Annotated in this window: 24 protein-coding genes and 1 pseudogene; 21 read left to right on the top strand and 4 right to left on the bottom strand. The window is 59.5% G+C overall.

Going from position 1 to position 26,243, the window contains the following annotated elements; translation table 11 throughout:
* The first annotated feature begins 15 nt into the window (after positions 1-15).
* The 12 genes from ACYZT4_RS25255 to ACYZT4_RS25200 all read left to right on the top strand — a co-directional run bounded on the left by ACYZT4_RS25255 (position 16) and on the right by ACYZT4_RS25200 (position 15,895).
* Positions 16-1,452: a sigma-54-dependent transcriptional regulator gene (locus tag ACYZT4_RS25255; RefSeq protein WP_461983642.1), complete on the top strand. Its 1,437-nt coding sequence runs from the start codon at positions 16-18 to the stop codon at positions 1,450-1,452.
* Positions 1,453-2,159: 707 nt separating this feature from the next.
* On the top strand, positions 2,160-3,560 hold the full coding sequence (locus ACYZT4_RS25250; RefSeq protein ID WP_461983640.1) for a polynucleotide adenylyltransferase PcnB: 1,401 nt from the start codon (positions 2,160-2,162) through the stop codon (positions 3,558-3,560).
* Positions 3,561-3,562: 2 nt separating this feature from the next.
* Positions 3,563-4,048, top strand: coding sequence for a 2-amino-4-hydroxy-6-hydroxymethyldihydropteridine diphosphokinase (folK, locus tag ACYZT4_RS25245; protein ID WP_461983638.1), 486 nt, complete (start codon positions 3,563-3,565; stop codon positions 4,046-4,048).
* Positions 4,049-4,413: 365 nt separating this feature from the next.
* Positions 4,414-5,214: a 3-methyl-2-oxobutanoate hydroxymethyltransferase gene (gene panB, locus ACYZT4_RS25240; RefSeq protein WP_461983636.1), complete on the top strand. Its 801-nt coding sequence runs from the start codon at positions 4,414-4,416 to the stop codon at positions 5,212-5,214.
* The gene (gene panC / locus ACYZT4_RS25235; RefSeq protein ID WP_461983634.1) at positions 5,211-6,071 is read left to right on the top strand and encodes a pantoate--beta-alanine ligase; all 861 of its coding nucleotides are present in this window, start codon (positions 5,211-5,213) and stop codon (positions 6,069-6,071) included. The genes panB and panC overlap by 4 nt, the downstream gene beginning before the upstream one ends.
* A gap of 27 nt (positions 6,072-6,098) precedes the next feature.
* Entirely contained in the window at positions 6,099-6,479 is a 381-nt protein-coding gene (panD, locus tag ACYZT4_RS25230; RefSeq protein ID WP_461983632.1) for an aspartate 1-decarboxylase, read from the top strand.
* Positions 6,480-6,698: 219 nt separating this feature from the next.
* Complete coding sequence (gene pgi, locus ACYZT4_RS25225) at positions 6,699-8,363, top strand: glucose-6-phosphate isomerase (protein WP_461983630.1); 1,665 nt, start codon at positions 6,699-6,701, stop codon at positions 8,361-8,363.
* Positions 8,364-8,552: 189 nt separating this feature from the next.
* Entirely contained in the window at positions 8,553-10,490 is a 1,938-nt protein-coding gene (acs, locus tag ACYZT4_RS25220; protein ID WP_461983628.1) for an acetate--CoA ligase, read from the top strand.
* A 77-nt stretch (positions 10,491-10,567) separates the two neighbouring features.
* A complete protein-coding gene (locus ACYZT4_RS25215) occupies positions 10,568-11,437 on the top strand; it encodes an oxygenase MpaB family protein (RefSeq protein ID WP_461983627.1) in 870 nt (289 codons plus the stop codon).
* A gap of 103 nt (positions 11,438-11,540) precedes the next feature.
* Positions 11,541-12,557: a class I SAM-dependent rRNA methyltransferase gene (locus ACYZT4_RS25210; RefSeq protein ID WP_461983626.1), complete on the top strand. Its 1,017-nt coding sequence runs from the start codon at positions 11,541-11,543 to the stop codon at positions 12,555-12,557.
* Positions 12,558-12,650: 93 nt separating this feature from the next.
* Positions 12,651-15,599: a DUF748 domain-containing protein gene (locus ACYZT4_RS25205; RefSeq protein WP_461983624.1), complete on the top strand. Its 2,949-nt coding sequence runs from the start codon at positions 12,651-12,653 to the stop codon at positions 15,597-15,599.
* Positions 15,599-15,895, top strand: coding sequence for a DUF2845 domain-containing protein (locus ACYZT4_RS25200; RefSeq protein WP_461988799.1), 297 nt, complete (start codon positions 15,599-15,601; stop codon positions 15,893-15,895). Before ACYZT4_RS25205 ends, ACYZT4_RS25200 begins: the two co-directional genes overlap by 1 nt.
* Positions 15,896-16,173: 278 nt before the next feature.
* On the opposite strand, the gene ACYZT4_RS25195 is transcribed toward ACYZT4_RS25200, so the two are convergent.
* The gene (locus ACYZT4_RS25195; RefSeq protein WP_461983623.1) at positions 16,174-16,527 is read right to left on the bottom strand and encodes a BON domain-containing protein; all 354 of its coding nucleotides are present in this window, start codon (positions 16,525-16,527) and stop codon (positions 16,174-16,176) included.
* A 311-nt stretch (positions 16,528-16,838) separates the two neighbouring features.
* The gene (locus ACYZT4_RS25190) at positions 16,839-17,255 is read right to left on the bottom strand and encodes a pilin (RefSeq protein ID WP_461983621.1); all 417 of its coding nucleotides are present in this window, start codon (positions 17,253-17,255) and stop codon (positions 16,839-16,841) included.
* 225 nt (positions 17,256-17,480) lie between these two features.
* Here ACYZT4_RS25190 and pilB point away from each other — a divergent pair, with 225 nt between their 5' ends.
* From pilB to yacG, 5 genes are read left to right on the top strand one after another with little or no spacing between them, the layout of a single operon-like run.
* Positions 17,481-19,181, top strand: a complete 1,701-nt coding sequence (gene pilB, locus ACYZT4_RS25185) for a type IV-A pilus assembly ATPase PilB (RefSeq protein WP_461983620.1) — start codon at positions 17,481-17,483, stop codon at positions 19,179-19,181.
* A 2-nt stretch (positions 19,182-19,183) separates the two neighbouring features.
* The gene (locus ACYZT4_RS25180; RefSeq protein ID WP_461983618.1) at positions 19,184-20,401 is read left to right on the top strand and encodes a type II secretion system F family protein; all 1,218 of its coding nucleotides are present in this window, start codon (positions 19,184-19,186) and stop codon (positions 20,399-20,401) included.
* 1 nt (position 20,402) lies between these two features.
* Positions 20,403-21,275 carry a prepilin peptidase gene (locus tag ACYZT4_RS25175; RefSeq protein WP_461983616.1) on the top strand — a complete coding sequence of 291 codons (873 nt, stop codon included), beginning with the start codon at positions 20,403-20,405 and terminating at the stop codon, positions 21,273-21,275.
* Positions 21,272-21,895 (top strand): dephospho-CoA kinase, encoded by a 624-nt coding sequence (coaE, locus tag ACYZT4_RS25170; protein WP_461983614.1) that lies wholly within the window; start codon positions 21,272-21,274, stop codon positions 21,893-21,895. The genes ACYZT4_RS25175 and coaE overlap by 4 nt, the downstream gene beginning before the upstream one ends.
* The gene (yacG, locus tag ACYZT4_RS25165; protein ID WP_461983613.1) at positions 21,892-22,092 is read left to right on the top strand and encodes a DNA gyrase inhibitor YacG; all 201 of its coding nucleotides are present in this window, start codon (positions 21,892-21,894) and stop codon (positions 22,090-22,092) included. Before coaE ends, yacG begins: the two co-directional genes overlap by 4 nt.
* A gap of 27 nt (positions 22,093-22,119) precedes the next feature.
* Here yacG and ACYZT4_RS25160 read toward each other — a convergent pair whose 3' ends face one another.
* Together ACYZT4_RS25160 and ACYZT4_RS25155 are read right to left on the bottom strand one after the other, a co-directional pair.
* A complete protein-coding gene (locus ACYZT4_RS25160) occupies positions 22,120-22,809 on the bottom strand; it encodes an energy-coupling factor ABC transporter permease (protein WP_461983611.1) in 690 nt (229 codons plus the stop codon).
* A 194-nt stretch (positions 22,810-23,003) separates the two neighbouring features.
* Positions 23,004-23,351 (bottom strand): annotated as a pseudogene (locus ACYZT4_RS25155) (MFS transporter); the annotation flags it as partial.
* Between the two features lie 133 nt (positions 23,352-23,484).
* Here ACYZT4_RS25155 and ACYZT4_RS25150 point away from each other — a divergent pair.
* From ACYZT4_RS25150 to ACYZT4_RS25135, 4 genes are all read left to right on the top strand, one after another.
* On the top strand, positions 23,485-24,111 hold the full coding sequence (locus ACYZT4_RS25150; RefSeq protein WP_461983610.1) for a DUF1780 domain-containing protein: 627 nt from the start codon (positions 23,485-23,487) through the stop codon (positions 24,109-24,111).
* Positions 24,108-24,623 (top strand): MOSC domain-containing protein, encoded by a 516-nt coding sequence (locus tag ACYZT4_RS25145; protein WP_461983608.1) that lies wholly within the window; start codon positions 24,108-24,110, stop codon positions 24,621-24,623. The genes ACYZT4_RS25150 and ACYZT4_RS25145 overlap by 4 nt, the downstream gene beginning before the upstream one ends.
* 68 nt (positions 24,624-24,691) lie before the next feature.
* Positions 24,692-24,865, top strand: coding sequence for a DUF3094 domain-containing protein (locus tag ACYZT4_RS25140; RefSeq protein WP_461983606.1), 174 nt, complete (start codon positions 24,692-24,694; stop codon positions 24,863-24,865).
* Positions 24,866-24,925: 60 nt separating this feature from the next.
* Positions 24,926-26,224: an NAD(P)/FAD-dependent oxidoreductase gene (locus ACYZT4_RS25135; protein WP_461983605.1), complete on the top strand. Its 1,299-nt coding sequence runs from the start codon at positions 24,926-24,928 to the stop codon at positions 26,222-26,224.
* The last annotated feature ends 19 nt before the right edge of the window (positions 26,225-26,243 follow it).

Here is a 26,243-nt window from a genome sequence, read left to right as displayed (position 1 = left end):
GAGAGTATCGAATCAATGCCGCACATTTTGATCGTCGAAGACGAAACAATTATCCGCTCCGCCTTGCGCCGCCTGCTGGAACGCAACCAGTACCAGGTCAGCGAAGCCGGTTCCGTGCAGGAAGCACAAGAACGCTTCACCATTCCCACGTTCGACCTGATCGTCAGTGACCTGCGCCTGCCGGGCGCACCGGGCACCGAGTTGATCAAACTTGGCCAAGGCACGCCGGTGCTGATCATGACCAGCTACGCGAGCCTGCGTTCGGCGGTCGACTCCATGAAGATGGGCGCGGTGGATTACATCGCCAAGCCTTTCGACCACGACGAAATGCTCCAGGCCGTCGCGCGCATCCTGCGGGACCGGCAATCAGTGCAAACCAGCGGTGAACCTGCCGTCGGCAAAGCCGCCAATGGCTCGGCGAAACCGGGCGTTGATAACAGCAATGGCGAAATTGGCATCATCGGTTCCTGCCCACCGATGCAGGATCTGTACAGCAAAATCCGCAAAGTGGCACCAACCGACTCCAACGTCCTGATCCAGGGCGAGTCCGGCACCGGCAAGGAACTGGTAGCCCGTGCCTTGCACAATCTGTCCAAACGCGCCAAGGCGCCGATGATTTCGGTGAACTGCGCGGCGATTCCGGAAAGCCTGATCGAGTCCGAACTGTTCGGCCACGAAAAAGGCGCGTTTACCGGCGCCAGTGCCGGGCGTGCCGGGCTGGTGGAAGCGGCCGATGGCGGCACCCTGTTCCTCGATGAAATCGGCGAACTGCCGCTGGAAGCCCAGGCTCGACTGTTGCGCGTGCTGCAGGAAGGCGAAATTCGTCGGGTAGGTTCGGTGCAGTCGCAGAAAGTCGATGTGCGTTTGATCGCTGCGACTCACCGCGACCTCAAAAGCCTGGCCAAGATCGGCCAGTTCCGCGAAGACTTGTATTACCGCCTTCACGTGATCGCTCTGAAATTGCCGGCCCTGCGCGAGCGCGGTGCCGACGTCAACGAAATCGCCAATGCGTTCCTGGCACGGCAGAGCGCGCGGGTCAACCGTACCGACCTGAAGTTTGCCCCGGACGCCGAGCAGGCGATTCGTCATTACTCTTGGCCGGGCAATGTGCGCGAGCTGGAAAACGCGGTCGAGCGTGCGGTTATTCTGTGCGAAAGCCCGGAAATTTCCGCCGAGCTGTTGGGTATCGACATTGAGCTGAGCGATCTGCAGGACGACGATTTCATCGGCCTGCCCCCGCAGCAAGGCAACGGCACGGGTAACAGCAGCCACGAGCCAACCGAAGACCTGTCGCTGGAAGACTACTTCCAGCACTTCGTTCTCGAGCATCAGGACCACATGACCGAAACCGAGCTGGCACGCAAACTCGGGGTCAGTCGCAAGTGCCTGTGGGAACGTCGTCAGCGCCTGGGTATCCCGCGGCGCAAGACCGGGGTGGCCAGCGAGAGCTGAACCCCACCTGTACCGTGTGGGGGTAACACGTCACTTTGTGAAAAAACTGTTACCCAAGTCTTTTCACGTAACAGAGGCCGGGGCTTACGGTAACGAAGCCCCGGTTTTTTTGGGCCTCGAAAAAGGCGCTCAGAAGGCTTAACCCCCTGTTTTGCTGGGCTTCGCAAAAGTTGGCACGCACCCTGCTATATGTTTGATACAAGAACAATAACAAGCAATGTACAAGACAATAAAAATAAGACGAATCGACTCACGCACAATAAAAACAAGACGGCATGAGGCGCAGCTAACTGATTCTTTTGGAGAGGCGTTGTATTTGGGGCTAGCCCCACGACCAGGCCGAGAACAACAAAAACTGTCTTAAGACAGAGCCTGAACTGGTTGGATCGCAAGATCACTGCAGCACAGCGACCAAAGCAATCCGTTTGCTCTTGGCTCCCGATTGGGAGGGTCATGAAGGAAAGCTTCATGATGCGGGCACTCAACAAAAACAAAAAGCCCGAAACCAATAACAAAAATAGACATGCAACTACTTCTTGGGGAGCTTCGGCTCCCCTTGTAGTTTCTGGCGTCCACGCCAGCGCCAGACATGCCCTTCACGCGCTTGCGCAGCTTCCTACACCATCCCCCGACTAAATGCTAGAATCCCCGCCCATCATGCGGTCATTCTTCGTTATGGCCGAACATTCCTTCAAACAGTGCATCCCATGCTGAAGAAGTTGTTCCAGTCATTCCGTTCTCCCAAGCGTCATACGCAACACATCCGCAGCACGCCTGAAGTGCTCAATAGCGGCCAACATTCGTTGCAGAAGGCGCAATTCAGCCGTTACGCGGTGAATATCGTCGAACGCCTGCAGAACGCCGGTTACCAGGCTTATCTGGTTGGCGGTTGTGTGCGTGACATGATGCTGGGCATCACGCCGAAAGATTTCGACGTCGCCACCAGTGCCACCCCTGAACAGGTCCGCGCCGAATTCCGCAATGCGCGGATCATCGGGCGCCGCTTCAAGCTGGTGCACATCCACTTTGGCCGCGAAATCATTGAAGTCGCGACTTTCCGCGCCAATCACCCGCAAAACGACGAAGAGGAAGACAGCAACCAGTCTTCCCGAAACGAGAGCGGGCGCATCTTGCGCGACAACGTCTACGGCACGCTGGAAGAAGATGCGCAACGTCGCGACTTCACCATCAACGCCCTGTATTACGACCCGGTCAGCGAGCGCATTCTCGATTACGCCAACGGCGTGCACGACATTCGCAATCACCTGATCCGCCTGATCGGCGACCCGAAACAGCGCTACCAGGAAGACCCGGTACGGATGCTGCGGGCCGTGCGTTTCGCCGCCAAGCTGAATTTCGGCATCGAAAAACACAGTGCCCAGCCGATCCGCGAACTGGCACCGATGCTCCGTGAAATTCCTTCGGCGCGCCTGTTCGAAGAAGTGCTCAAGTTGTTTCTCTCCGGCCACGCCGCGGACACCTTCGAGATGCTGGTCGACCTGCAGCTGTTCGATCCGCTGTTCCCGGCCAGTGCCGAAGCGCTGGAATACAATCCGACGTACACCCACACCCTGATCAGCGAGGCGCTGGTCAACACCGACCTGCGCATCAAGCAGAACAAACCGGTGACTCCGGCGTTCCTGTTTGCAGCCTTGCTGTGGCCTGCCCTGCCGGCTCGCGTCCTGCGCCTGCAAGAACGCGGCATGCCGCCGATCCCGGCGATGCAGGAAGCGGCGCACGAGTTGATTGCCGAACAATGCCAGCGAATTGCGATTCCAAAACGCTTCACCATGCCGATCCGCGAAATCTGGGACATGCAGGAACGCCTGCCACGCCGCAGCGGCAAACGTGCCGACCTGCTGCTGGACAACCCGCGTTTCCGCGCCGGTTACGACTTCCTGTTGCTGCGTGAAAGCGCAGGTGAGCAGACTGATGGCCTGGGCGAATGGTGGACGGACTATCAGGACGCCAACGACAGTGAACGTCGCGACATGATCCGCGACCTCAGCGGCAAGGAAGACGGCAGCGGCGCTCCACGTAAACGCCGGCGCAGCGGTGGCGCCAAGCGCAAACGTGCAGCCGGCGCGTCGAGCACGACGGACGAGTAAACATGGAGCGCATCTACATCGGCATGGGCAGCAATCTGGCTGACCCCGCCGAACAATTGCGCAGCGCCGTCGAGGCGCTGGCGCAGTTGCCGCAGACCGAACTGATAGGGGTTTCCGCGTTTTATCAGAGTGATTCACTGCTGTCCGGCCAACCGCGCTACACCAATGCGGTTGCCGCCCTCGACAGCACGCTTGCGCCACTGGCGTTGCTGGATGCGCTGCAAGCCATCGAAATTGGACAGGGCCGCGAACGCCTGGAACGCTGGGGGCCGCGCACGCTGGATCTCGACATTGTGCTGTTTGGTGATCGGCTGATCGACGAACCGCGCCTCAAGGTTCCCCACTACCATTTGCAGGAACGCGCCTTCGTTCTGTATCCCCTGGCCGAGCTGGCGCCTGCGGATTTGCGCTTGGCGGATGGTCGCAGCTTGCAGGAATTACTTGCAGCCTGCCCGTTCGTCGGCCTGGAACGCCTCCCCTCCCATTAGCAAAAATTCCTGTAGGAGTGAGCCTGCTCGCGACAGCGGTTTAACATTCACCAGCGAAGTTGAATGTAAAACCGCTATCGCGAGCAGGTCACTCCTACATTTGTTTTGTGTGGGACACAGGTGCGCGGCTTGCTGAATCGGATCAGTAACCCCGGTAACACCCCCCACGTAACAACGCGGTAACACACGCAATTGACTTCCCGAGTTCTCCTCACGACTATAGGCGTCCCGCTGCCGCCAACACGGCGCTAAAGGGCGCAATTCAGGCCTTAAAAGCACGACAACAGACCGTGCGCCTGTATTTAACGAAGAATCACGCGCGTTACTCGCAGTAGTTTCCACAGCGCCTGAATGAGGAACTTTTCATGCCAGCCATCACCCTGACCACGCTGCAAGGTCTCAAGCAAAAAGGTGAAAAAATCACCATGCTGACCTGCTATGACGCAACCTTCGCCCATGCCTGCAACGAGGCTGGCGTCGAAGTGCTGTTGGTGGGCGACTCCCTCGGCATGGTCTTGCAAGGTCACGACAGCACCCTGCCAGTGACCACGGCCGAGATGGCCTACCACGTCGCAGCCGTTAAACGCGGTAACAGCGACGCATTGATCCTCGCCGACCTGCCCTTCATGGCCTACGCCACCCTTGAACAAACCATGATCAACAGCGCCGCGCTGATGCAGGCCGGTGCGCACATGGTCAAGGTTGAAGGCGCGCTGTGGCTGGCGGACTCGATCCGTCTGCTGGCCGAGCGCGGTATCCCGGTGTGCGCGCACATGGGCCTGACCCCGCAATCGGTGAACATCCTGGGTGGCTACAAAGTTCAGGGCCGGAGCGAGAACCAGGCGCGGCAGATGCGCGCTGATGCCATCGCCCTGGAACAGGCCGGTGCCGCCATGCTGTTGCTCGAGTGCGTGCCGAGCGAACTGGCCCAGGAGATTACCCAGGCAGTGGGCATTCCGGTGATCGGCATTGGTGCCGGCAGCGCCACCGACGGCCAGGTGCTGGTGTTGCACGATATGCTCGGCCTGTCGATCACGGGTCGCGTACCGAAATTCGTGAAAAACTTCATGAACGGCCAGACCAGCATTCAGTCGGCCCTGAGCGCTTACGTCACTGAAGTCAAAGCAGTGACTTTCCCAGGTATCGAACACGGATTCTCTGCATGAACACCGTAAAAACCGTACGCGAGTTACGGGCCGCCGTGGCCCGTGCCCGCAGCGAAGGCAAGCGCATCGCCCTGGTTCCGACCATGGGCAACCTGCACATTGGCCATATCGCGCTGATTAACAAAGCCTCGCAACGGGCGGATTTCGTGGTCGCGAGCATCTTCGTCAACCCGCTGCAATTCGGCGCCGGCGAAGACCTCGACAAATACCCGCGCACGCTTGCAGCCGATCAGGAAAAACTGCTCGAGGCCGGTTGCCACTTGTTGTTCGCGCCAACCGTTGAAGAAATGTACCCCGACGGCATGACCGGCCAGACCCTCGTCAGCGTTCCGCAACTGTCCGAAGGCCTGTGCGGCGCCAGCCGCCCGGGGCACTTCGAAGGCGTGGCGACGGTGGTCAGCAAGTTGTTCAACATGGTCCAGCCGGACCTCGCGATCTTCGGCCAGAAAGACTTCCAGCAACTGGCGGTGATTCGCGCGCTGGTGCACGACTTGAACATGCCGGTGCAGATCATCGGCGAGCCGACGGTTCGGGCAGAGGACGGCCTGGCACTGTCTTCGCGCAATGGTTTCCTCAGCGAAGAACAGCGGGCTGTGGCGCCGGTTGTTTATCGCACGCTGGCCTCGATTGCCGACGCCATTAAACACGGTGAGCGGGATTTCCCGGCGCTGATCGACGGGCAAATCAAACAGCTGGAAGCGGCGGGTCTGCGCACCGACTACCTGGAAATCCGCCATGCGCTGACGCTACGTCCGGCGACTGCGCAAGATCGGGACCTGGTGATTCTGGTGGCGGCGTTCCTCGGGACCACGCGGTTGATCGACAACCTGCACCTGAACCTCGACGCCCCTGCCTGAACACGACAAATCTTCTGGGAAACACTCATGCACGCCATCATGCTCAAGGCCAAGCTGCATCGCGCCGAAGTCACCCACGCTGTTCTCGATTACGAAGGTTCCTGCGCCATTGACGGCGAATGGCTAGACCTGTCCGGTATCCGTGAATACGAACAGATCCAGATATACAACGTCGACAACGGCGAGCGCTTCACCACTTATGCAATTCGTGGCGAAGACGGTTCGCGCATGATCTCGGTCAACGGTGCCGCCGCGCACAAGGCCAAGGTCGGTGACCGCGTGATCATCTGTGCCTACGCTCACTACAGCGAAGCCGAACTGCTCAACTTCAAGCCGCGCATGCTCTACATGGCCCCGGGTAACGAGCTGAGTCACACCAGCAATGCCATTCCGGTTCAGGTCGCCTGATCGAGCCGTTCTTCCGTTTGTCGGGCCGTTCCCTGCTACAGGTATAAAAAAGTACCGGGAACGGGTCAGACAAAGTCAAGACAGATCGCAGCGCGAGGTTTACTGTATTCGCCCTGTGCCATGAAATCGTGTCGACGCAGTTGACCGGACGCCCACCCGCAGCGTTCCGGGATTTTTAGTGTTCAAAAGGCCGTTCAAGTAAAAAGGAAACCCGCAGCGATGGCGTACTACCGCACTCCTCACGATGTGACCGCTCTGCCCGCCTGGCAAGCGTTGAAAGACCACCGCCAAGCCATGCAGGATTTCAGCATGCGCGAGGCTTTCAATGCCGATCCGCAGCGCTTTACGCAATTCACCCTCAGCAGCTGCGGTCTGTTTCTCGACTACTCGAAAAACCTGATCAACGCCGAGACCCGCGACCTGCTCGTGGGCCTGGCCAACGAAGTCGACCTCAAGGGCGCGATTACGGCGCTGTTCGAAGGCGAGATCGTCAACTCCTCCGAAGGTCGTCCGGCCCTGCACACGGCGCTGCGTCGTCCAGTCGGCGACAAGCTGTCGGTGAATGGCGTCAATGTGATGCCGGAAGTTCACAAGGTGTTGAATCAGATCACCGACCTCGTGGGCCGCATCCACGACGGTCTGTGGCGCGGTTACACCGAGAAGCCGATCACCGACGTGGTGAACATCGGCATCGGTGGCTCCTTCCTCGGCCCCGAGCTGGTGTCCGAAGCGCTGTTGTCTTACGCGCAAAAAGGCGTGCGCTGCCACTACCTGGCGAACATTGATGGCAGTGAGTTCCACGAGCTGACCATGAAGTTGCGCGCCGAGACGACGCTGTTCATTGTTTCGTCGAAATCCTTCAACACCCTCGAAACCCTGAAGAACGCCCAGGCTGCACGCGCCTGGTATCTGGCTCAGGGCGGTTCGGAAGCCGAGCTGTACCGCCACTTCATCGCAGTCTCCAGCAACAACGCGGCGGCGGTGGCTTTCGGGATTCGCGAAGAAAACATCTTCCCGATGTGGGACTGGGTCGGCGGTCGTTATTCGCTGTGGTCGGCCATCGGTCTGCCGATTGCCCTGGCCATCGGCATGTCCAACTTCAAGGAACTGCTGTCCGGTGCCTACACCATGGACCAGCATTTCCAGAGCGCGCCGTTCGAGCAGAACATGCCGGTGCTGCTGGCGTTGCTCGGCGTGTGGTACGGCAACTTCTGGGGCGCGCAAAGCCACGCGATCCTGCCATACGATCACTACCTGCGTAACATCACCAAGCACTTGCAACAGCTGGACATGGAATCCAACGGCAAGAGCGTGCGCCAGGACGGCACGCCAGTCTCCACCGACACCGGCCCGGTGATCTGGGGTGGCGTCGGTTGCAACGGTCAGCATGCTTATCACCAGTTGCTGCACCAGGGCACCCAGTTGATCCCGGCCGACTTCATCGTGCCGATCGTCAGCTTCAACCCGGTGTCTGATCACCATCAGTGGCTGTACGCCAACTGCCTGTCGCAAAGCCAGGCACTGATGCTCGGCAAGACCCGCGCCGAGGCGGAAACCGAGCTGCGTGACAAAGGCATGGCCGAGGACGAGGTGCAGAAACTCGCGCCGCACAAGGTGATCCCGGGCAACCGTCCGAGCAACACCCTGGTGGTCGAACGCATCAGCCCGCGTCGTCTCGGCGCACTGGTGGCGATGTACGAACACAAAGTCTTCGTGCAAAGCGTCGTCTGGGGCATCAACGCTTTCGACCAGTGGGGCGTAGAGCTGGGCAAGGAGCTGGGCAAAGGCGTCTACAACCGTCTGGTCGGCAGCGAAGAAACCCCGGCTGACGATGCTTCAACCCAAGGGTTGATCAACTACTTCCGCGGCCGTCACCGCGGATAACCCGCCCCAGTTATCCCATGTGGGAGCGGGCTTGCTCGCGAAGGCGGTGTGTCATTCGGCATTTATGTTGACTGACACACCGTATTCGCGACCAAGCCCGCTCCCACAGTTGTTTGTGTATGACTTGAACCGGGTCTTCACTCGGCGCATCTTTATCTCTTGTGGTGCAAACAAGAATAAGGAACCGTCATGTTCGATATCAGCACGTTCCCCAAAGCCGATGCCGTCCGCCGGGCCGCACACCTCAGCCAAGACGACTACAAACGTCTATACCGCGAATCCATCGAGCACCCCAGCACGTTCTGGGCGGAACAGGCTTCGCGCTTTCTCGACTGGAGCGCCCCTTGGGACACGGTCCAGCGCTACGACCTGAAAACCGGTGAAGCCAGCTGGTTCGCCGGCGCAAAGCTCAACGTCAGTTACAACTGCATCGACCGGCACCTGGAAAAACGCGGCGAGCAGATCGCAATCATCTGGGAAGGCGACGACCCCGCCGAGTCGGCACAGATCACCTACCGGAAACTTCATCACAACGTTTGCCGCCTCGCCAATGTGCTGAAAAGCCGTGGCGTGAAGAAAGGTGATCGCGTGTGCATCTACATGCCGATGATCCCCGAGGCGGCCTACGCCATGCTCGCCTGCACGCGGATCGGTGCGGTGCACTCCGTGGTGTTCGGCGGGTTCTCACCGGACTCCGTGCGCGACCGGATTCTCGATGCCGACTGCCGCACGGTGATCACCGCCGATGAAGGCGTACGCGGCGGCAAATTCGTCCCGCTCAAGGAGAAGGTCGACAAGGCGCTGCAAAGCTGCCCGAACGTCAGCACCGTGATCGTCGTCGAGCGCACCCAAGGTGAGGTGAATTGGGTCGAAGGTCGCGACCTCTGGTATCACCAGGCCCTGCGCGACGTCAGCGACGATTGCCCGCCCGAACCGATGGACGCCGAAGACCCACTGTTCATCCTCTACACCTCCGGCAGCACCGGCAAACCCAAAGGCGTGCTGCACACCACTGGCGGTTACCTGCTGCACGCGGCGATGACTTTTAAATACGTGCTGGACTACCGCGACGACGAAGTCTTCTGGTGCACCGCCGATGTCGGTTGGGTCACCGGCCACAGTTACATTGTCTACGGCCCGCTGGCCAACGGCGCGACCACGCTGATCTTCGAAGGTGTGCCGAGCTATCCAACCAGCTCGCGTTTCTGGCAGGTGATCGACAAGCACCACGTGAACATCTTCTACACCGCGCCTACCGCCCTGCGTTCGCTGATGCGCGAAGGGCCTGAACCGTTGAAGGAAACGTCGCGGGCGAGCCTCAGATTACTCGGCAGTGTCGGTGAGCCGATCAACCCCGAAGCATGGGATTGGTACTTCAATGCCGTCGGCGAACAGCGTTGCCCGATCGTCGATACTTGGTGGCAGACCGAAACCGGCGGCATCATGCTCAGCCCGCTGGTCAGTGCGCAACGAATCAAACCCGGCTGTGCCACCCAACCGATGTTTGGGGTGCAGCCGGTGTTGCTGGATGAAACCGGCAAGGAAATCAAAGGTGCCGGCAGTGGCGTGCTGGCAATAAAATCGAGCTGGCCGGGGCAGATCCGCAGCGTCTATGGCGACCCGCAACGGATGGTCGACACCTACTTCAAACCCTATCCTGGTTACTACTTCACCGGCGACGGCGCTCGCCGCGATGAGGATGGCGATTACTGGATCACCGGGCGCATAGACGACGTGATCAACGTGTCCGGACATCGCATTGGCACTGCCGAAGTGGAAAGCGCCCTGGTGCTTCACGACAGCATCGCCGAGGCGGCCGTGGTCGGTTACCCTCACGACGTCAAAGGCCAGGGCATCTACGCGTTCGTCACGCCCATGAACGGCACCGAGCCCAGCGACGAGCTGAAGAAAGAACTGCTGGCCCACGTCAGCAAGGAAATCGGCAGCTTCGCCAAACCCGATTTGATTCAATGGGCACCGGCCTTGCCGAAAACACGCTCGGGCAAGATCATGCGGCGGATTCTGCGCAAGATTGCCTGCAACGAACTGGACAGCCTGGGCGATACGTCGACCCTGGCCGATCCGAGCGTGGTGCAGGAACTGGTCGATAAACGCCTGAACCAGTAACACCTTGGCCTTTTAGGAGCGAGCTTGCTCGCTCCTAAAAGGGCACCGGCGCCCATTATTTTCATCACTGAGTCGCCATGGAATTCATCCGCAGCCGCATCGAAACCCAGGTCATGAGCCTCACCGGCCTGTCACTCGGCAAGCTCGACCTGGAAAATCCCAAGGGCGATCCCGGCCTGTTCGGTCCCGATTCGGTGAGCTGGCAGGTTCACGGCGATTTCAGCAGCATGCTCGTCGGCGGCATCAGTGCGCTGATGCTGCAAGCCCTGCACCCCTTGGCGCTGGCCGGAGTCTGGGATCATTCGAACTTTCGCGAGGACATGCTCGGACGTTTACGGCGTACCGGGCAGTTCATTTCCGGCACCACGTTCGGTTCGCGCCGGGACGCCGACTGGCTGATCGAAAAAGTCCGGACCATCCACCTGCAAGTGACCGGCAACGCGCCGGATGGCCGGCCTTATGCCGCCAGTGATCCCGATCTGCTGACGTGGGTGCACGTGGCCGAAGTCAGCAACTTCCTCGCGGCGCATTTGCGTTATCGCAATCCGCATTTGTCGGCGGCCGACCAGGATCGCTATTACGACGAAATCGCGCTCGTGGCCGAACGCCTCGGCGCCCGGGACGTGCCTCGATCACGGCAGCAAATTGCCGACTACCTGGAGCGCATCCGCCCGCAATTGCTGTGTGACGAGCGCAGTCGCGAGGTGCTGCGATTGTTGCTGGACGCGCCCTCCCCCAGCCGCCTGGCCAAGCCTTTTGGCGGATTGATGATGCAGGCGGGCATCGACCTGCTGCCGGACTGGGCCAGCGACATGCTCGGCGTGCGCCAGGGCTCGCTGCAACGCACGCTGATCCGCGCCAGCGTCAACCGCAGCGCGCCGATACTGCGCTGGGCGGTGCGCAACGGCTCGGTGCATCGGGCCAAGCGCCGGATGGGGCTGGGCTGACGCTCAGAGCTTCAGGCTTCAGGCTTCAGGCTTCAGGCTTGCAGCATGCAGCTCCGTAACTGCTAAACTCCCGCGCCAAATTCCCTCCTGCAAGGCGCCCTGCATGTCTTCCTTGATTCAGGCGCTGCGCGCCGCCCTCGAACATCGTCAAGACCTGCTTGCCGAACTGCATCAGCAAGGCACCAATTGCTATCGTCTGTTCCATGGCAGCCAGGAAGGCGCCGGTGGTCTGACCATCGACCGCTACGGCCCGCAATTACTGGTGCAAAGTTTTCACCAGGCACTGGAACGTGACGACTTGCTGCAACTGCACGAGACAATCAACCAACACCTGGGCCTCGACACGCTGCTGGTGTACAACGACCGTTCCCGGGGCAACTCGCGTATTGACCGTGACGACACCGTCTACCGCGCCGACGAAGCCGCCCTGCAGGATTTGGTCGGTCACGAATGGGGCCTGAATTACCGGGTGCGCGGCCGTCACGCCGGTCAGGATCCGCTGCTGTTCCTCGACCTGCGCAACACCCGCGGCTGGGTCAAGGACCACAGCCAGAACAAAAGCGTGCTGAACCTGTTCGCTTATACCTGCGGCGTCGGCCTGAGCGCGGCGGCCGGCGGCGCGCGCGAAGTGTGCAACCTCGATTTCGCAGAGGGGAATCTGGCGGTTGGCCGCGAAAACGGCTTGCTCAACCCGCAGTTGCCGACCATGCAGTTCATCCAGTCCGATTATTTCCCGGCGATCCGCCAACTGGCCGGCCTGCCGATCAGCCAGCGTCGCGGGCAGAAATTACCGAGCTATCAACGCCTGGAGCAACGGCAATACGACTTGGTTTTGCTGGACCCACCGGCGTGGGCCAAAAGCGCATTCGGCACCGTTGACCTGCTGCGCGACTATCAAAGCCTGCTCAAACCCGCGCTGCTGACCACCGCCGATGACGGCGTGCTGATCTGCTGCAACAACCTCTCAAAAGTCAGCCTGGACGACTGGCGCGAACAGGTTCTGCGCTGCGCAGAAAAAGCCGGGCGCCCTGTGCGCGAATGGACCGTGATGAAACCGGGGGGCGATTTCCCGTCCATGGATCAACAGCCTCCGCTTAAAACCCTGATCCTGCAGCTTTGAAACTCACCGACACTTTCAGATAAATCCTATAACGCTTGGTGACTTCGGAACCGGTTTCGCGTGCCATACTCCAAGGCACTCCGATTCAGACAGATGAAGCCGCACATGCCCAAAGGATTGATTCGCGCTATCGGCGCCTTGTTGACTGCACTGGGCCTCTACAGCCTGCTGGGTTTTCTGATTTTGCCGGGCATCGCGTTGCGAGTGGCCAACCAACAGTTGGCCAACTACGCCACTACACCCGCGAGCATTCAGCGGATCGAACTGAACCCGTTCAGCCTTGAAGTCACCCTCTGGGGCCTGGTCATCGGCGAGCCGGGCAAGGAACAGGTTGGTTTCGAACGCCTGTACGCCAATCTGCAGATCGACAGTCTCTGGACCAAAGCGCTGCACCTGTCCGATATCGAGCTGGACAAACCCAAGACCGAAATCCTTTTCGGCAAGGACGGCAAACTCAATTTGCTCGGCCTGTTCAAAATCCCCGCCAGCGAACCGACCCCGGCCGACCCGAACGCCAAACCGTTCCCGATGCGCATCGAGCGGATCAAACTGGCCGACGGCTATGTGCACTTCCAGGATGCACGGCCCAGCGAACCCATCGAGTTTCTCTACGACAAACTCGATTTCGAGTTGAACAACCTCAGCACGCTGCCAGAAGATAACGCTGACATGACCCTGGTCGCTGTCGGCCCGGGTGGTGGGCAAATCGACTGGACGGGCAACTTCAGCCTGATTCCGTTCGCCTCCGAAGGTAAGTTGAAAGTTACCGACGGCAAGATGAAAGCCTTTTGGCCCTACGTACGTGACGCCTTGCCGCTGGATCTTGAAAGCGGCGTCCTGAACCTCAGCACCGATTACAAACTCAACCTTTCCAAAGAAACCGAACTGCTGTTGAGTAACGTCGCGGTCAGCGTCGCCCCCTTCGCCATCAAGGCCCCGGACGGTCGGCCACTGGTGAAACTCGAACGACTGGACGTGACGGACACCACAGTCGATCTGGCCAAACAGCAAGTCGTAGTCGGCAAGATCCGCAGCAATAAACTGGAAACCTGGGCAGCGCTCGAAGCTGACGGGCAGCTCGATTGGCAAAAACTGTTCGCCAGCCAACCGACCAAGGCAGCCGCCAAAGCCAAAGCCGAACCCGTCGCTACGCCAGCGGCTGCCGACTCGCCAAAAGAGCCCGTCGCCGCCAGCAAACCCTGGCAGGTACTGTTGAAAGACGTGCAACTACGCGATTACCAGGTGCATTTGGCCGACCGCAAAGCGCAACCCGTTGTGACGCTGGACCTGAGCCCGCTGAACCTGGACCTGCAAAATTTCGACAGCCTCAACGGCTCGCCTTTCAGCCTCAAGCTCGACACAGGCGTGGGCAAGCAAGGCAAGATCACAGCGAACGGTGAGGTCAACCTGGCCCCGGTCAGTGCCAAGCTCAACGTGCAGACCAAGGACATCGACTTGCGGGTCGCCCAGTCCTACATCAACCCGTTCATTCGCCTCGAACTGCGCAGCGGCATGCTCGGCAGTGATCTGGCGGTCAACCTGAAAAGCACCGAGCCACTTGCACTGAGCGTGACCGGACGCGCGCAGATCGATCAACTGCACACCCTCGACACCCTGAAAACCCGCGACTTTCTCAAGTGGCAGCAGGTGGTGGTCGAAGGCCTGAATTATCAGCACGGCGACAGCCTGTCGATCGACAAGGTCAACCTGTTCCAACCCTATGTGCGCTTCATGATCAACGATGACCGCACCACCAACATCGACGACCTGCTCATTCCGCAACCCGCTGATTCCGGCGCCAAGACCGCTGCGGCGAAACCGGCCAGCAAGGACAAGCCACTGGGCATCCACGTCGGCGGCATCGCGATTAACGATGGCTCGGCCAACTTTGCCGACTTCAGCCTGACCCCGAATTTTGCCACCGCCGTGCAACAGCTCAACGGCCAGATCGGCACGATCGACAGCCGCCAGGCAAAACCGGCAACCGTGGACATCAAGGGCAAGGTTGATCGCTACGCGCCGGTGACCATCAAAGGCGCGGTCAATCCGTTCGATCCGATGGCCAGCCTCGACATCGCGACCAGTTTCAAACGCGTCGAACTGACCACGCTGACGCCCTACTCCGGCAAGTTCGCTGGCTACCGTATCCGCAAGGGCCGGCTCAATCTCGACCTGCATTACCTGATCACCAAAGGCCAGCTCAAGGCGGAAAACAAAGTGGTGGTCGAGCAATTGCAGCTCGGCGAAAAAGTCGACAGCCCGGACGCCACCAGCCTTCCACTGAAGCTGGCTATCGCGCTGCTCAAGGACGTCGACGGCAAGATTTCCATTGAGCTGCCGGTGACCGGCGATCTCAATAACCCGCAATTCAGTGTGATGCCGATTGTCTGGCAGACCCTGCGCAACCTGATCGTCAAAGCCGCTGCCGCACCGTTCAAGATGATTGGCGGGCTGATCAGTGGCGGGGGTTCTGAAGACTTGGGCACGGTGTCGTTTGCGGCGGGCTCCAGTGATCTGAGCAAAGAGGCCGAAGCCTCACTGGTCAAACTGTCTCAGGCCCTCAAGGAACGTCCGGCACTGCGTCTGGAAATCGAAGGCACCGCTGCGAAAAGCAGCGATGGCCCACTGATCGCCGAGCAACGCCTGGAACGGGAATACCAGTACAACTACTACAAAATGCTCCAGCGTCGCGGCGACAAGGTGCCGGCGCAAGCGTCCCTGCTTGAAGTGCCGGACGGCGAGAAAGGTCCGTTGCTGGAAGGGATCTACCGGACCCGCCTGAAGAACCAGCCACCGGCTGAATGGAAAGACCTGGGCAAGGAAGAACGCACCGCGAAAATGCGCGCGGACGTGATCAAGTTCTGGAGTTCCAGCGATGTGCTGTTGCGCCAACTGGGTCAGGACCGGGCCAGCAGCATCAAGGACTATCTGGTGGACAAGGGCCAACTGGCAGACGACCGCGTGTACTTCGTCGATGCCAACCTGGGCGAAGCGGAAAGTGACGGTCGAGTGGTGACGCCTTTGCATCTGGATGCGGAATGATGATCAGACGTTTGCTGCTTGGCCTGACATTGGCGATGGTCGCCAGCGAGGCCTCGGCCGCCGATACTCTGCGCTGCGGCAGTCAACTGGTCAGCGTCGGCGACCGCTCCAGCGAGGTACTGCAGAAGTGCGGTGAGCCGGTCAGTCGAGATCCGTTGGGCTACAAGCGCAGCGCCAACCGACGGGAAGAGTTCCAGGTCGAGGAATGGACCTACGGACCGAACAGCGGCATGTATCAGTACCTGCGGTTTGAAGGCAATCGCCTGCGAAAGATCACCAGCAAGCGCGGTAACTGACCCGCGCGCAAATTCTGTAGGAGCGAGCTTGCTCGCGAAAAACGTCCGGACGACCCGTTAATCCAGAGAACAGGCGTTATCGTTCACGCCCATCGCGAGCAAGCTCGCTCCTACAGTTTTGTTTTGCGGGCCCGGAATAGAACAGGCCCCGGACACGAATGTCAGGGGCCTGTAATGGCCACATCCTTATGGCCGTCGCATGAACTCCAAAGTGGCAGCAGACGTATGACTCGGCTCGTCTACCGCACCTTCTCCCGGTCCAGGCGAGAAGTCGTGCCTTACTCGGCTTTCAGGCCGTCAGCGGAGACCGCTTTGACGCCTTTGATTTTCTTGGTGATGGCTACAGCGGTGGTTTTCTGAGCTTCGGTGACAGCTACAGTCGACGACAGCGATACAACACCTTTGTTGGTTTCGACTTTGATATCGGTACCAGGAATGCCTTTTTCAGTTACCAGGTCACTTTTGACTTTGGTGGTGATCCAGGTATCGGAAGTGGTTTCTTTAGCCTTGGTCATTTCACCGGCAGCCAGGGTCATTGGCGCCTGGGTAGCCTGGGTCTGTGCAAAGGCAGCGTTGGCCATGGTCAGGGTCAGCGCGGTAGCAGCAGCGGCAGCGATAGCGAACTTCTTCATACGAGTAACTCCTGTTTTTCTGGAAAGTCTGCTGCGTGTCTTGTCAGCAGGGTTACTGTGTATATTGCGAACGGTGTGCCAACTTCGGAACAGACAATAAAACTATATAAATCAATAAGTTATAAAAATGATTAATTCCCGGAATCATGCAAATTGCATGACTTTGAAAATATGTACATGCAAGTTGCAGGTTTTGGCGTGGGCCTAAGGCCATGAATTTGCGAGGATTTCTCTTTGTCCGGGTAACCGTCGGGAACGCCGGGCAAAAAAATACCCCGCTTAAAGGCGGGGTACTGATTCTGCCAGTCAGATCAGACGCCAGGGCAACTGGTCGTCGTGAAATCTTTCGAACCGGTAAAAGCGCAAGTCCAGCCTTTTAGCGGGTCGCGAGTCAGCGTAACGGTCTGGCCCAGAACCGGTGCAGGCGCATTGAGCAGCTTGCAAGTGATTGTGCCTTTACCGTCAGCCACGGTGCCTGCCACGGTCAGGGTGCAGTTCTGAGTCGCAGCCACCCCGGCAGCTACGTTGGCGTTGGTCGCATCAGCGGAACCGGCGTTGATCACATCCTCAAAAGAAGGCTTGAGAGCGGATACCTCTGCAATGCCGGCAGTTACTTTTGCCTTCGCCTGATACTTCGAGTACGCCGGAATGGCGAACGTCGCCAGGATCCCGATGATCGCCACGACGATCAGCAGTTCGATAAGGGTAAAACCTTTCTGAGTATTCATAGACAAGCTCCATGCATGAGTCGATATCTCATGATCTGAAATACTCCCAGCACATCCTGTGCCAAATGCTTCTACCCCTATTCGCAAGGCACAAAACCCACGCTGCGCCGTTTTCCATCCCGAGAATCCGTACTAACTGACACTTTTTGTCACCAGAGCAGCGCTGGTTTGGTTCCGACCGTTGACTAGGCTATAAGTCATGAACTGTCTGCGTCCGGTATCCCCATGAATGACATCGCCCTTAGCGGTCTGGCCAAACAATTGGTCCTGGCCGAACTGCTCACTGAAAAAAGCGCGCAACAGGCGTATCAGCAAGCCCAACGCCATAAAATTTCTCTGGTCAGCTATCTGGTCCAGAACAAACTGATAAAAAGTCGCCAGGTGGCCGAGATTGCCTCGGAGCACTTCGGCATGGCGCTGCTCGACCTGCACTGTCTGGATAAAGAATCGCAGCCCAAAGGGTTGGTCAGCGAAAAACTGGTGCGCCAGCATCACGCTTTGCCCCTGTGGCGGCGTGGCAATAAATTGTTCGTCGGCGTGTCCGACCCGACCAACCACCAGGCCATCAACGACATCCAGTTCAGCACCGGGCTCAATACCGAAGCCATCCTGGTGGAAGACGACAAGCTCAGCGACGCCATCGACAAATTTTTCGACAGTCACAGCACTGGCCTAGAAGACATGGCCGACGTTGACCTTGATGGCGTAGACATCGAGTCCGTCGATGACAACCGACAGGACACCGGCGGCGGGCAGGATGCCGATGACGCCCCCGTGGTGCGCTTCGTCCACAAGATGTTGCTCGACGCGATCAAAAGCGGTTCTTCCGACCTGCACTTCGAGCCCTACGAAAAAACCTACCGCGTGCGGATGCGCACCGACGGCATGCTGCGCGAAGTCGCCAAGCCCCCTATCCAGCTGGCGAGCCGCATTGCCGCACGCCTGAAAGTCATGGCCAGCCTCGACATCTCCGAGCGACGCAAACCCCAGGACGGGCGCATCAAAATGCGTTTGTCCAAGAGCAAGTCCATCGACTTCCGGGTCAATACGCTGCCGACGCTGTGGGGCGAGAAAGTGGTGATCCGGATCCTCGATCCGTCGAGCGCACAAATGGGCATCGACGCCCTCGGCTACGAGCCCGGCCAGAAAGCGTTGTACATGGCCGCGCTGAAGCAACCGCAAGGGATGATCCTGGTAACCGGCCCCACCGGTTCGGGCAAGACCGTGTCGCTCTACACCGGGCTGAATATTCTCAACACCGTGGACATCAACATCTCCACCGCCGAGGACCCGGTGGAAATCAACATGGAAGGCATCAACCAGGTCAATATCAACGTCAAGCAGGGACTGGGCTTTCCCCAGGCGCTGCGGTCGTTCCTGCGGCAAGACCCGGACGTGATCATGGTCGGCGAGATCCGCGACCTGGAAACCGCCGAGATCGCCATCAAGGCGGCCCAAACCGGTCACCTTGTGCTTTCAACCCTGCACACCAACAGCGCCGCCGAAACCCTGACCCGCCTGCACAACATGGGCATCCAGGGCTTCAACATCGCCACTTCGGTCAGCCTGATCATCGCCCAGCGCCTGGCCCGCAAGTTGTGCAACGAGTGCAAAAAACCCATCGACATTCCCCGCGAAGCGTTGATCAAGGAAGGCTTTCCCGAGGAGCGCATCGGCTCGTTCATAATCTACGAGCCGGTCGGTTGCGATCACTGCAACGGTGGCTACAAAGGGCGCGTGGGGATTTATGAAGTGGTGAAGAACACGCCCGATTTGCAGCGGCTGATCATGGCCGAGGGCAACTCGCTGGAAATCGATATTCAGATGCGCAAAGACGGTTTCAACGACCTGCGTACTTCGGGGCTGATCAAGGCCATGCAAGGCATCACCAGCCTTGAAGAAATCAACCGGGTCACCAAGGACTGAACATGGCGGTCAAAGCAGCGAAAATCAGTGTGTATGCCTGGGAAGGCACCGATAAGAAAGGCACTAAAATGGCCGGCGAACTCAGCGGTCAGAACCCGGCGTTGATCAAGGCGCAACTGCGCAAGCAAGGCATCAACCCCGGCAAGGTGCGCAAGAAATCCGTGTCGATTTTCAACCTGGGCAAGCGCATCAAGGCCCAGGACATCGCCCTGTTCACCCGGCAGATGGCAACCATGATGAAGGCCGGCGTGCCGTTGCTGCAGTCGTTCGACATCATTGGCGAAGGCTTCGAAAATCCGGCCATGCGCAAACTGGTGGATGAGGTGAAACAGGAAGTCGCCGCCGGTAACAGCTTCGCCGCCGCCCTGAGGAAAAAGCCGCAGTATTTTGATGAGCTCTACTGCAACCTGGTGGACGCCGGCGAACAGGCGGGCGCCCTGGACACCCTTTTGGAGCGGGTCGCGACCTACAAGGAAAAGAGCGAGAGCCTTAAGGCCAAGATCAAGAAAGCCATGACCTATCCACTGGCCGTGGTGTTCGTCGCAATCATTGTCACCGGGATTTTGCTGATTAAGGTGGTGCCGCAGTTCGAGTCGGTGTTCAAGGGATTTGGCGCCGAACTGCCGGCGTTCACGGTAATGGTCATCAGCCTTTCGACATTCCTGCAGGACTGGTGGTGGCTGATATTGGGGGCAATCATCGCGGCGATCTTCGGTGTGCGCCGCGCCTTCAAGAAATCCCAGGGTTTTCGGGACTGGACGGACACCTGGCTGCTGAAACTGCCGCTGGTGGGCACTTTGATGTACAAGTCCGCCGTGGCCCGTTATGCCCGTACGCTGTCGACCACCTTCGCCGCCGGTGTACCGCTGGTGGAAGCGCTGGAATCAGTGGCAGGCGCAACCGGCAACATTGTGTTCAAGCGGGCGGTGCTGCGCATCAAGCAGGACGTATCGACGGGGATGCAGCTGAATTTTTCCATGCGCACCGCCGGCATTTTTCCGAACATGGCGATCCAGATGACGGCCATCGGTGAAGAGTCTGGCGCACTGGATGACATGCTCGACAAGGTCGCGAGTTTCTATGAGGCCGAGGTCGACAACATGGTCGATAACCTCACCAGCCTGATGGAGCCGTTCATCATGGTGGTGCTGGGTGTTATCGTCGGCGGCCTGGTGGTTGCGATGTACCTGCCCATTTTCCAACTCGGCTCAGCGATCTGACATGCCCTTGAATGAAATCCTGACGGTCTACCCGCTGGCCTTTGTCGTCCTTGCGCTGGTGGTCGGCTTGCTGGTCGGCAGCTTCCTCAACGTGGTGATCTGGCGCCTGCCGAAAATGCTCGCGCGTGAGTGGCGATTGCAGGCCTGTGAGATTCTCGGTTTGCCCGGCGAAACACCGCTGCCAACCTACAACCTGATGCTGCCGCACTCGCAGTGCCCGCACTGTGCGCACCGGATCCGCGCCTGGGAGAATATTCCGCTGCTCAGCTATGTGTGCTTGCGTGGGCGCTGCTCAGGCTGCGCGACGCCGATCAGCAAACGCTACCCGTTGACCGAACTGGCCTGTGGCCTGCTGTCGGCGTTCATTGCCTGGCATTTCGGTTTCGGTTGGCCGGCCGCGATGGTGCTGGTGTTGAGTTGGGGCCTGTTGGCGATGAGCCTGATCGACGCCGAGCATCAATTGCTGCCGGACGTTCTGGTGTTGCCGCTGCTGTGGCTGGGATTGATCGTCAACAGCTTCGAGTTGTTCGTGCCGTTGCAGGAGGCACTGTGGGGCGCGATTGTCGGCTACATGGCGCTGTGGTCGGTGTTCTGGCTGTTCAAGCTGATTACCGGCAAGGACGGCATCGGTCACGGCGACTTCAAGCTGCTGGCCATGCTGGGCGCCTGGGGCGGCTGGCAGATTTTGCCGCTGACGATCCTCCTGTCGTCGCTGGTCGGCGTTGTCATCGGCGTGATTTTGCTGCGGCTGCGCGACGCGAAAACCTCGACCCCGATCCCCTTCGGACCCTATCTGGCAATTGCCGGCTGGATTGCCTTGCTCTGGGGTGGTCAAATAACCGACTTCTATTGGCAGTTTGTCGGTTTGAAATGAATACCCCTGTGGAAAAACCCTGGATTCTCGGCCTGACCGGCGGCATCGGCAGTGGCAAAAGCGCCGCGGCCCAGCACTTCATCGACCTCGGCGTGCACGTGATCGATGCCGATCATGCGGCGCGCTGGGTGGTGGAACCGGGCCGTCCGGCGCTGGCGCAGATCGCCGAACATTTCGGCCCCGGCGTCTTGCAAGCCGACGGCCAACTGGATCGTGCGGCGTTGCGCACGCTGATCTTCGAAGTGCCGGAGGAACGTCGCTGGCTCGAAGCGTTGCTGCATCCGCTGATCGCCAGGGAAATTGTCGAACACCTGGGCCAAGCACAATCGCCTTACGCGATTCTGGTTTCGCCACTGCTGATCGAGTCCGGGCAGTACGCAATGACCCAGCGAGTGCTGGTGATCGATGCGCCCGAACAGCTACAGATCGAACGCACCCTGCAGCGTGACCAGACCAGCGAGCAACAGGTCCAGGCAATCCTCAAGGTCCAATCCAGCCGTCAGGATCGCGTGAGCCATGCCGACGATGTAGTGGTCAACGACCGCGACCTCGCCTGGCTGCACAGCGAGGTCGAACGCCTGCATCACTTTTACCTTACTTTGCGTGGAGGCCAGTCATGAGCCAAACCCCAACCGTCGAATGCCCAACCTGCGGCGCCCCTGTCGAATGGAACGCCGAAAGCACCTTCCGACCGTTCTGTTCGGATCGCTGCAAACTGATCGACCTGGGTGCCTGGGCCTCGGAAGAACACAAGATTCCGGTGAGCCCGGATGCCGAGGATGATCTGTTCAGCGAAGACTTCGAACCCCGCCATTGATCCCGCGAATCAGGTCCGCATGCAGGATCAAGAATTTGGATCGTCGTCTTTCCAGGGTGCCGAAAGATAGCGCGTGCGGTTAAAGGTCTCCAGCCATTCCGGGCAGAACACCACTAGCGCGCTGACCACCATGCCGTTGATGAACGCTTCCGGAAAAATGATCAGCCACAGGTAACCGATGAAGTCTTCCAGCCAATAGGGCATGGCGAATATCTCGTCGAACCACAGCAGCCACAGGGCCAATAACAGGCACAGCAGGGCCGAGAGCGCGGCGGCGAAAAATCCCGAAACGAAGATGTAGACGAAGGGATTTCGCGGTTGCGCGCGCTCGACGAGGATGGCGCAGCATTCGGTGACCAGCACGGGTAACAGGATGAACAACGCGCCGTTGACACCCATTGCCGCGAGATCCTGGCGTCCGAGCAATACCAGACCTGCTTGCGCGACCAGTCCGCCGACGATTGCCATCGGCCAGTCCAGCAGCAGGGTGACGGCGGTGATTCCGAGGAAGTGATACGACACGCCGGTGTCGAAATCCCGTCTTACCAGCCAGAGCATGAAGAGTGCGAACACGGTGCCGAAGAGCAGGTGCTGGCGACGGCGGTCGCTAAACAGTTCGACCCACGGGGCGCGAGCGATGGCCCAGATCAGAATCGGGATGTAGATCAGCCATCCTAGGGTGAGGGATTCGGAGGTGAGTAATTCGGCGCCGATCATGTGGGCTCCGCTTTTTGCCGGTTCAGGATGGGTTTGAGTCTACACCGGGGTTTGCCTGGGCTTCGGTTGTTTCCCGATCATACGCACCGCCCCTGTGGGAGCGAGCCTGCTCGCGATGGACGTCAACGAAAACGCGTGCTGTCTGAATGAACGCGTTGCATGGACTTCCTTCGCGAGCAGGCTCGCTCCCACAGGAAAGCAGTGCTGGCCATGAGCTTGAGCAGCCACGGACTCAAGGCATAGGCCATCAGCAGGCAGCAGAAAAACGCCAGCCACACCACTAGCGTGCGCAACGCACGCCTTTCGCGGAACAGTTGCAACACGGGGGTGCCGATGCCCTGGCCGGCCGAAAGCATCCCGCCCACGGAGTAACCGCTGAACATGATTGCCACCAGCGTGCCGCGGATTTTCTTTGGCGCGTATTCAATCATCAGCGCCACCACGTTGGGCATCACCCCGCCAATGCCTAGCCCGGCAATGAACCGGCACACCCCGAACTCGGCAGGGTTGCGCGCAGACCCGTTGGGCACGGTAAATCTGCTGTGCGCAGATCGCTATCCGTTTTGTGCAATGCCCGGAACCGGGCGCCGGGTGAGGGAATTTTTCGGAAGGCTTTTGACCTTCTCCGACAAACTGTCTTCTTTGCGAACGCATTTGAACGCTAAGCTTGGGCCTATGGATGACTCAGATTATTTACGCCTGCTGACCATTGCGGCCGAGCAAGCCAACGCGTTTCTCTCCAATGCCCGCAAATGGGAGCGTGAGCGTTGGGTGTGCCAGCGCCTGCTGCAAGGGCTGAACATTCCCTACCGCGTCGACGAATTCGCCCCGGCCGGTGAGCCGCCGGACGTGTTGTTTCGCGAGGCGAATTTCGAAGTGTTTTTCGTCCTCGACGAGGGTCGGCGCCTCAACGATGAATGGCGCGACGAGCTGCAACGGCGGCGCAGTGCGTTTTCCCTGAGTTCACTGGTGCGCCGCGAAGCCAAACCCAAGCGCATTCCAGCCAATGAATTCCTCCTGAGACTGGCGCCGACCCTGCGTAAAAAAGCCCACAACTACAAAGAGCGCGGCATGGACCTTGGCGAGCTGGACATCATTGCCTTCGCCAGCCTCAAGCGCGAAGTGCTCGACCTCAACAGCCATTTCCCGCCGCCCACCGAATACTTGCGCCAGGGCTGGCGCTCGTTGTCGCTGGTCGGACCGACGTTCGCCCGCGTGCTGTTCGCCCACCCGGATGCGCCGGACTTTTTGCGCAGCAACCTGGGCCGCAGCATCGTGTTCGATGTCGGGATCAGCCTGTGAGCCCATTGCAGGAACTGATTGCCGAAGTCCCGCAAACCGGTCGCGTGCGCTGGATCGGCGTGCGCCCGGAACCGCATGTGCCAATGATCGAACTGGACGCGGTGGAAGCGCGGCTGGAAGCTGGCCTCACAGGTGATCGCGCCCGTCCCGGTGTACGCAATGCACGGCAGGTGACGCTGATTCAGTGGGAGCATCTGCCCGTGATCAGCTCGCTGATGGGCCGGCCCGTCTCGCCTGAAGATTTGCGCCGCAACATCGTCGTCAGCGGGATCAATCTGTTCAGCCTCAAGGGCCGACGCTTCCGGATCGGCCAGGCGATTTTTGAAACCACCGGTTGGTGCCAGCCTTGCGCACGCCTGCAAAACAACCTCGGCCCAGGGACCTTTCAGGCCGTTCGCGGACATGGCGGAATCACCGCCCGAGTGTTACAAAGTGGAATCATTCGCCTGGACGATACGGTCAGTGTCGAGCCAATTCCCGACAGCGGCTATGCTCCGTTCAATGTGGGCTGACGTGTTGATCAGCAGCCCGCGTGTAGCTTCCACACATTCAGCAACGTCTACCCCTGACGAGGCCCGATATGACCAGCCGCCTGAACCCCGACGACCAGAAGAATGTCGAAGAATACCTGCACCTGTCCCAGCACCGAGTCGAGCGCCGGCCTTTCCGGCCGTGGATGCTCCTCGTGGTGGTACTGGCAGTGACCATTGGCCTGGGCCTGCTGAGCCGATTTATCAGTTACCTGACGCTATGAGCCGCCTCGCGCTCGCTCGGGTAATCGCACCGATTTCTTTTAGCCTTGCGAGATATCCCCATGACTCATCGTATTGTCATCGTTGGCGGCGGCGCCGGCGGTCTGGAGTTGGCTACCCGTCTGGGTAAGACTCTGGGCAAGCGCGGCACGGCCAGTGTGATGCTGGTTGACGCGAACCTGACCCACATCTGGAAACCGCTGTTGCACGAAGTGGCGGCAGGTTCCCTGAACTCTTCCGAAGACGAACTCAACTATGTCGCCCAAGCGAAATGGAACCACTTCGAGTTCCAGCTGGGGCGCATGAGCGGGCTTGATCGCGCGCAGAAGAAAATCCAGCTGGCCGCCACGTATGACGAAGCCGGCCTGGAACTGGTGCCCGCGCGTGAAGTGGCTTACGACTCGCTGGTGATCGCCGTCGGCAGCACCACCAATGATTTCGGCACCCAGGGCGCGGCGCAGCACTGCCTGTTCCTCGACACCCGCAAACAGGCCGAGCGCTTCCACCAGCAATTGCTCAACCATTACCTGCGGGCGCACGCCGGGCAAACGGATGTGGTGCAACAGATCAGCGTGGCCATCGTCGGCGCCGGTGCCACGGGCGTCGAGCTGGCCGCCGAACTGCACAACGCCGCGCATGAATTGGCGGCGTACGGTCTGGACCGGATCAAACCGGAAAACATGCACATCACCCTGATCGAAGCCGGTCCGCGGGTGTTGCCGGCGTTGCCGGAACGCATTGGCGTGCCTGTGCATAAAACCCTGGAGAAACTCGGGGTCAATGTCATGACCAATTCGGCGGTCAGTGAAGTGACGGCCGACAGCCTGATCACCGCCGATGGCAAAGTGATCAACGCCAGCCTCAAGGTCTGGGCCGCCGGGATTCGCGCGCCGGGTTTCCTCAAGGACATCGATGGCCTGGAAACCAACCGCATCAATCAGCTGCAAGTGCTGCCGACCCTGCAAACCACCCGCGACGAGAACATCTTCGCCTTCGGTGACTGCGCAGCCTGCCCGCAACCGGGCACCGATCGCAACGTGCCGCCGCGTGCCCAGGCTGCGCATCAGCAGGCGTCGTTGCTGGCCAAGTCGCTGAAGCTGCGCATCGAAAACAAACCGCTGCCTGTGTACAAGTACACCGACTACGGCTCGCTGATTTCGCTGTCGCGTTTTTCGGCTGTGGGTAACTTGATGGGCAACCTGACCGGCAGCGTGATGCTCGAAGGCTGGCTGGCGCGGATGTTTTATGTGTCGCTGTACCGCATGCACCAGATGGCGCTGTATGGCGCATTCCGCACGGCGATGCTGATGCTGGGCAGCAAGATCGGGCGCGGGACCGAGCCGCGACTGAAACTCCACTAAACGCAAATCCCCTGTGGGA

This window comes from Pseudomonas sp. GB2N2 (genome assembly GCF_054897705.1).
This window is presented reverse-complemented; position numbering and strand designations above follow the sequence as displayed.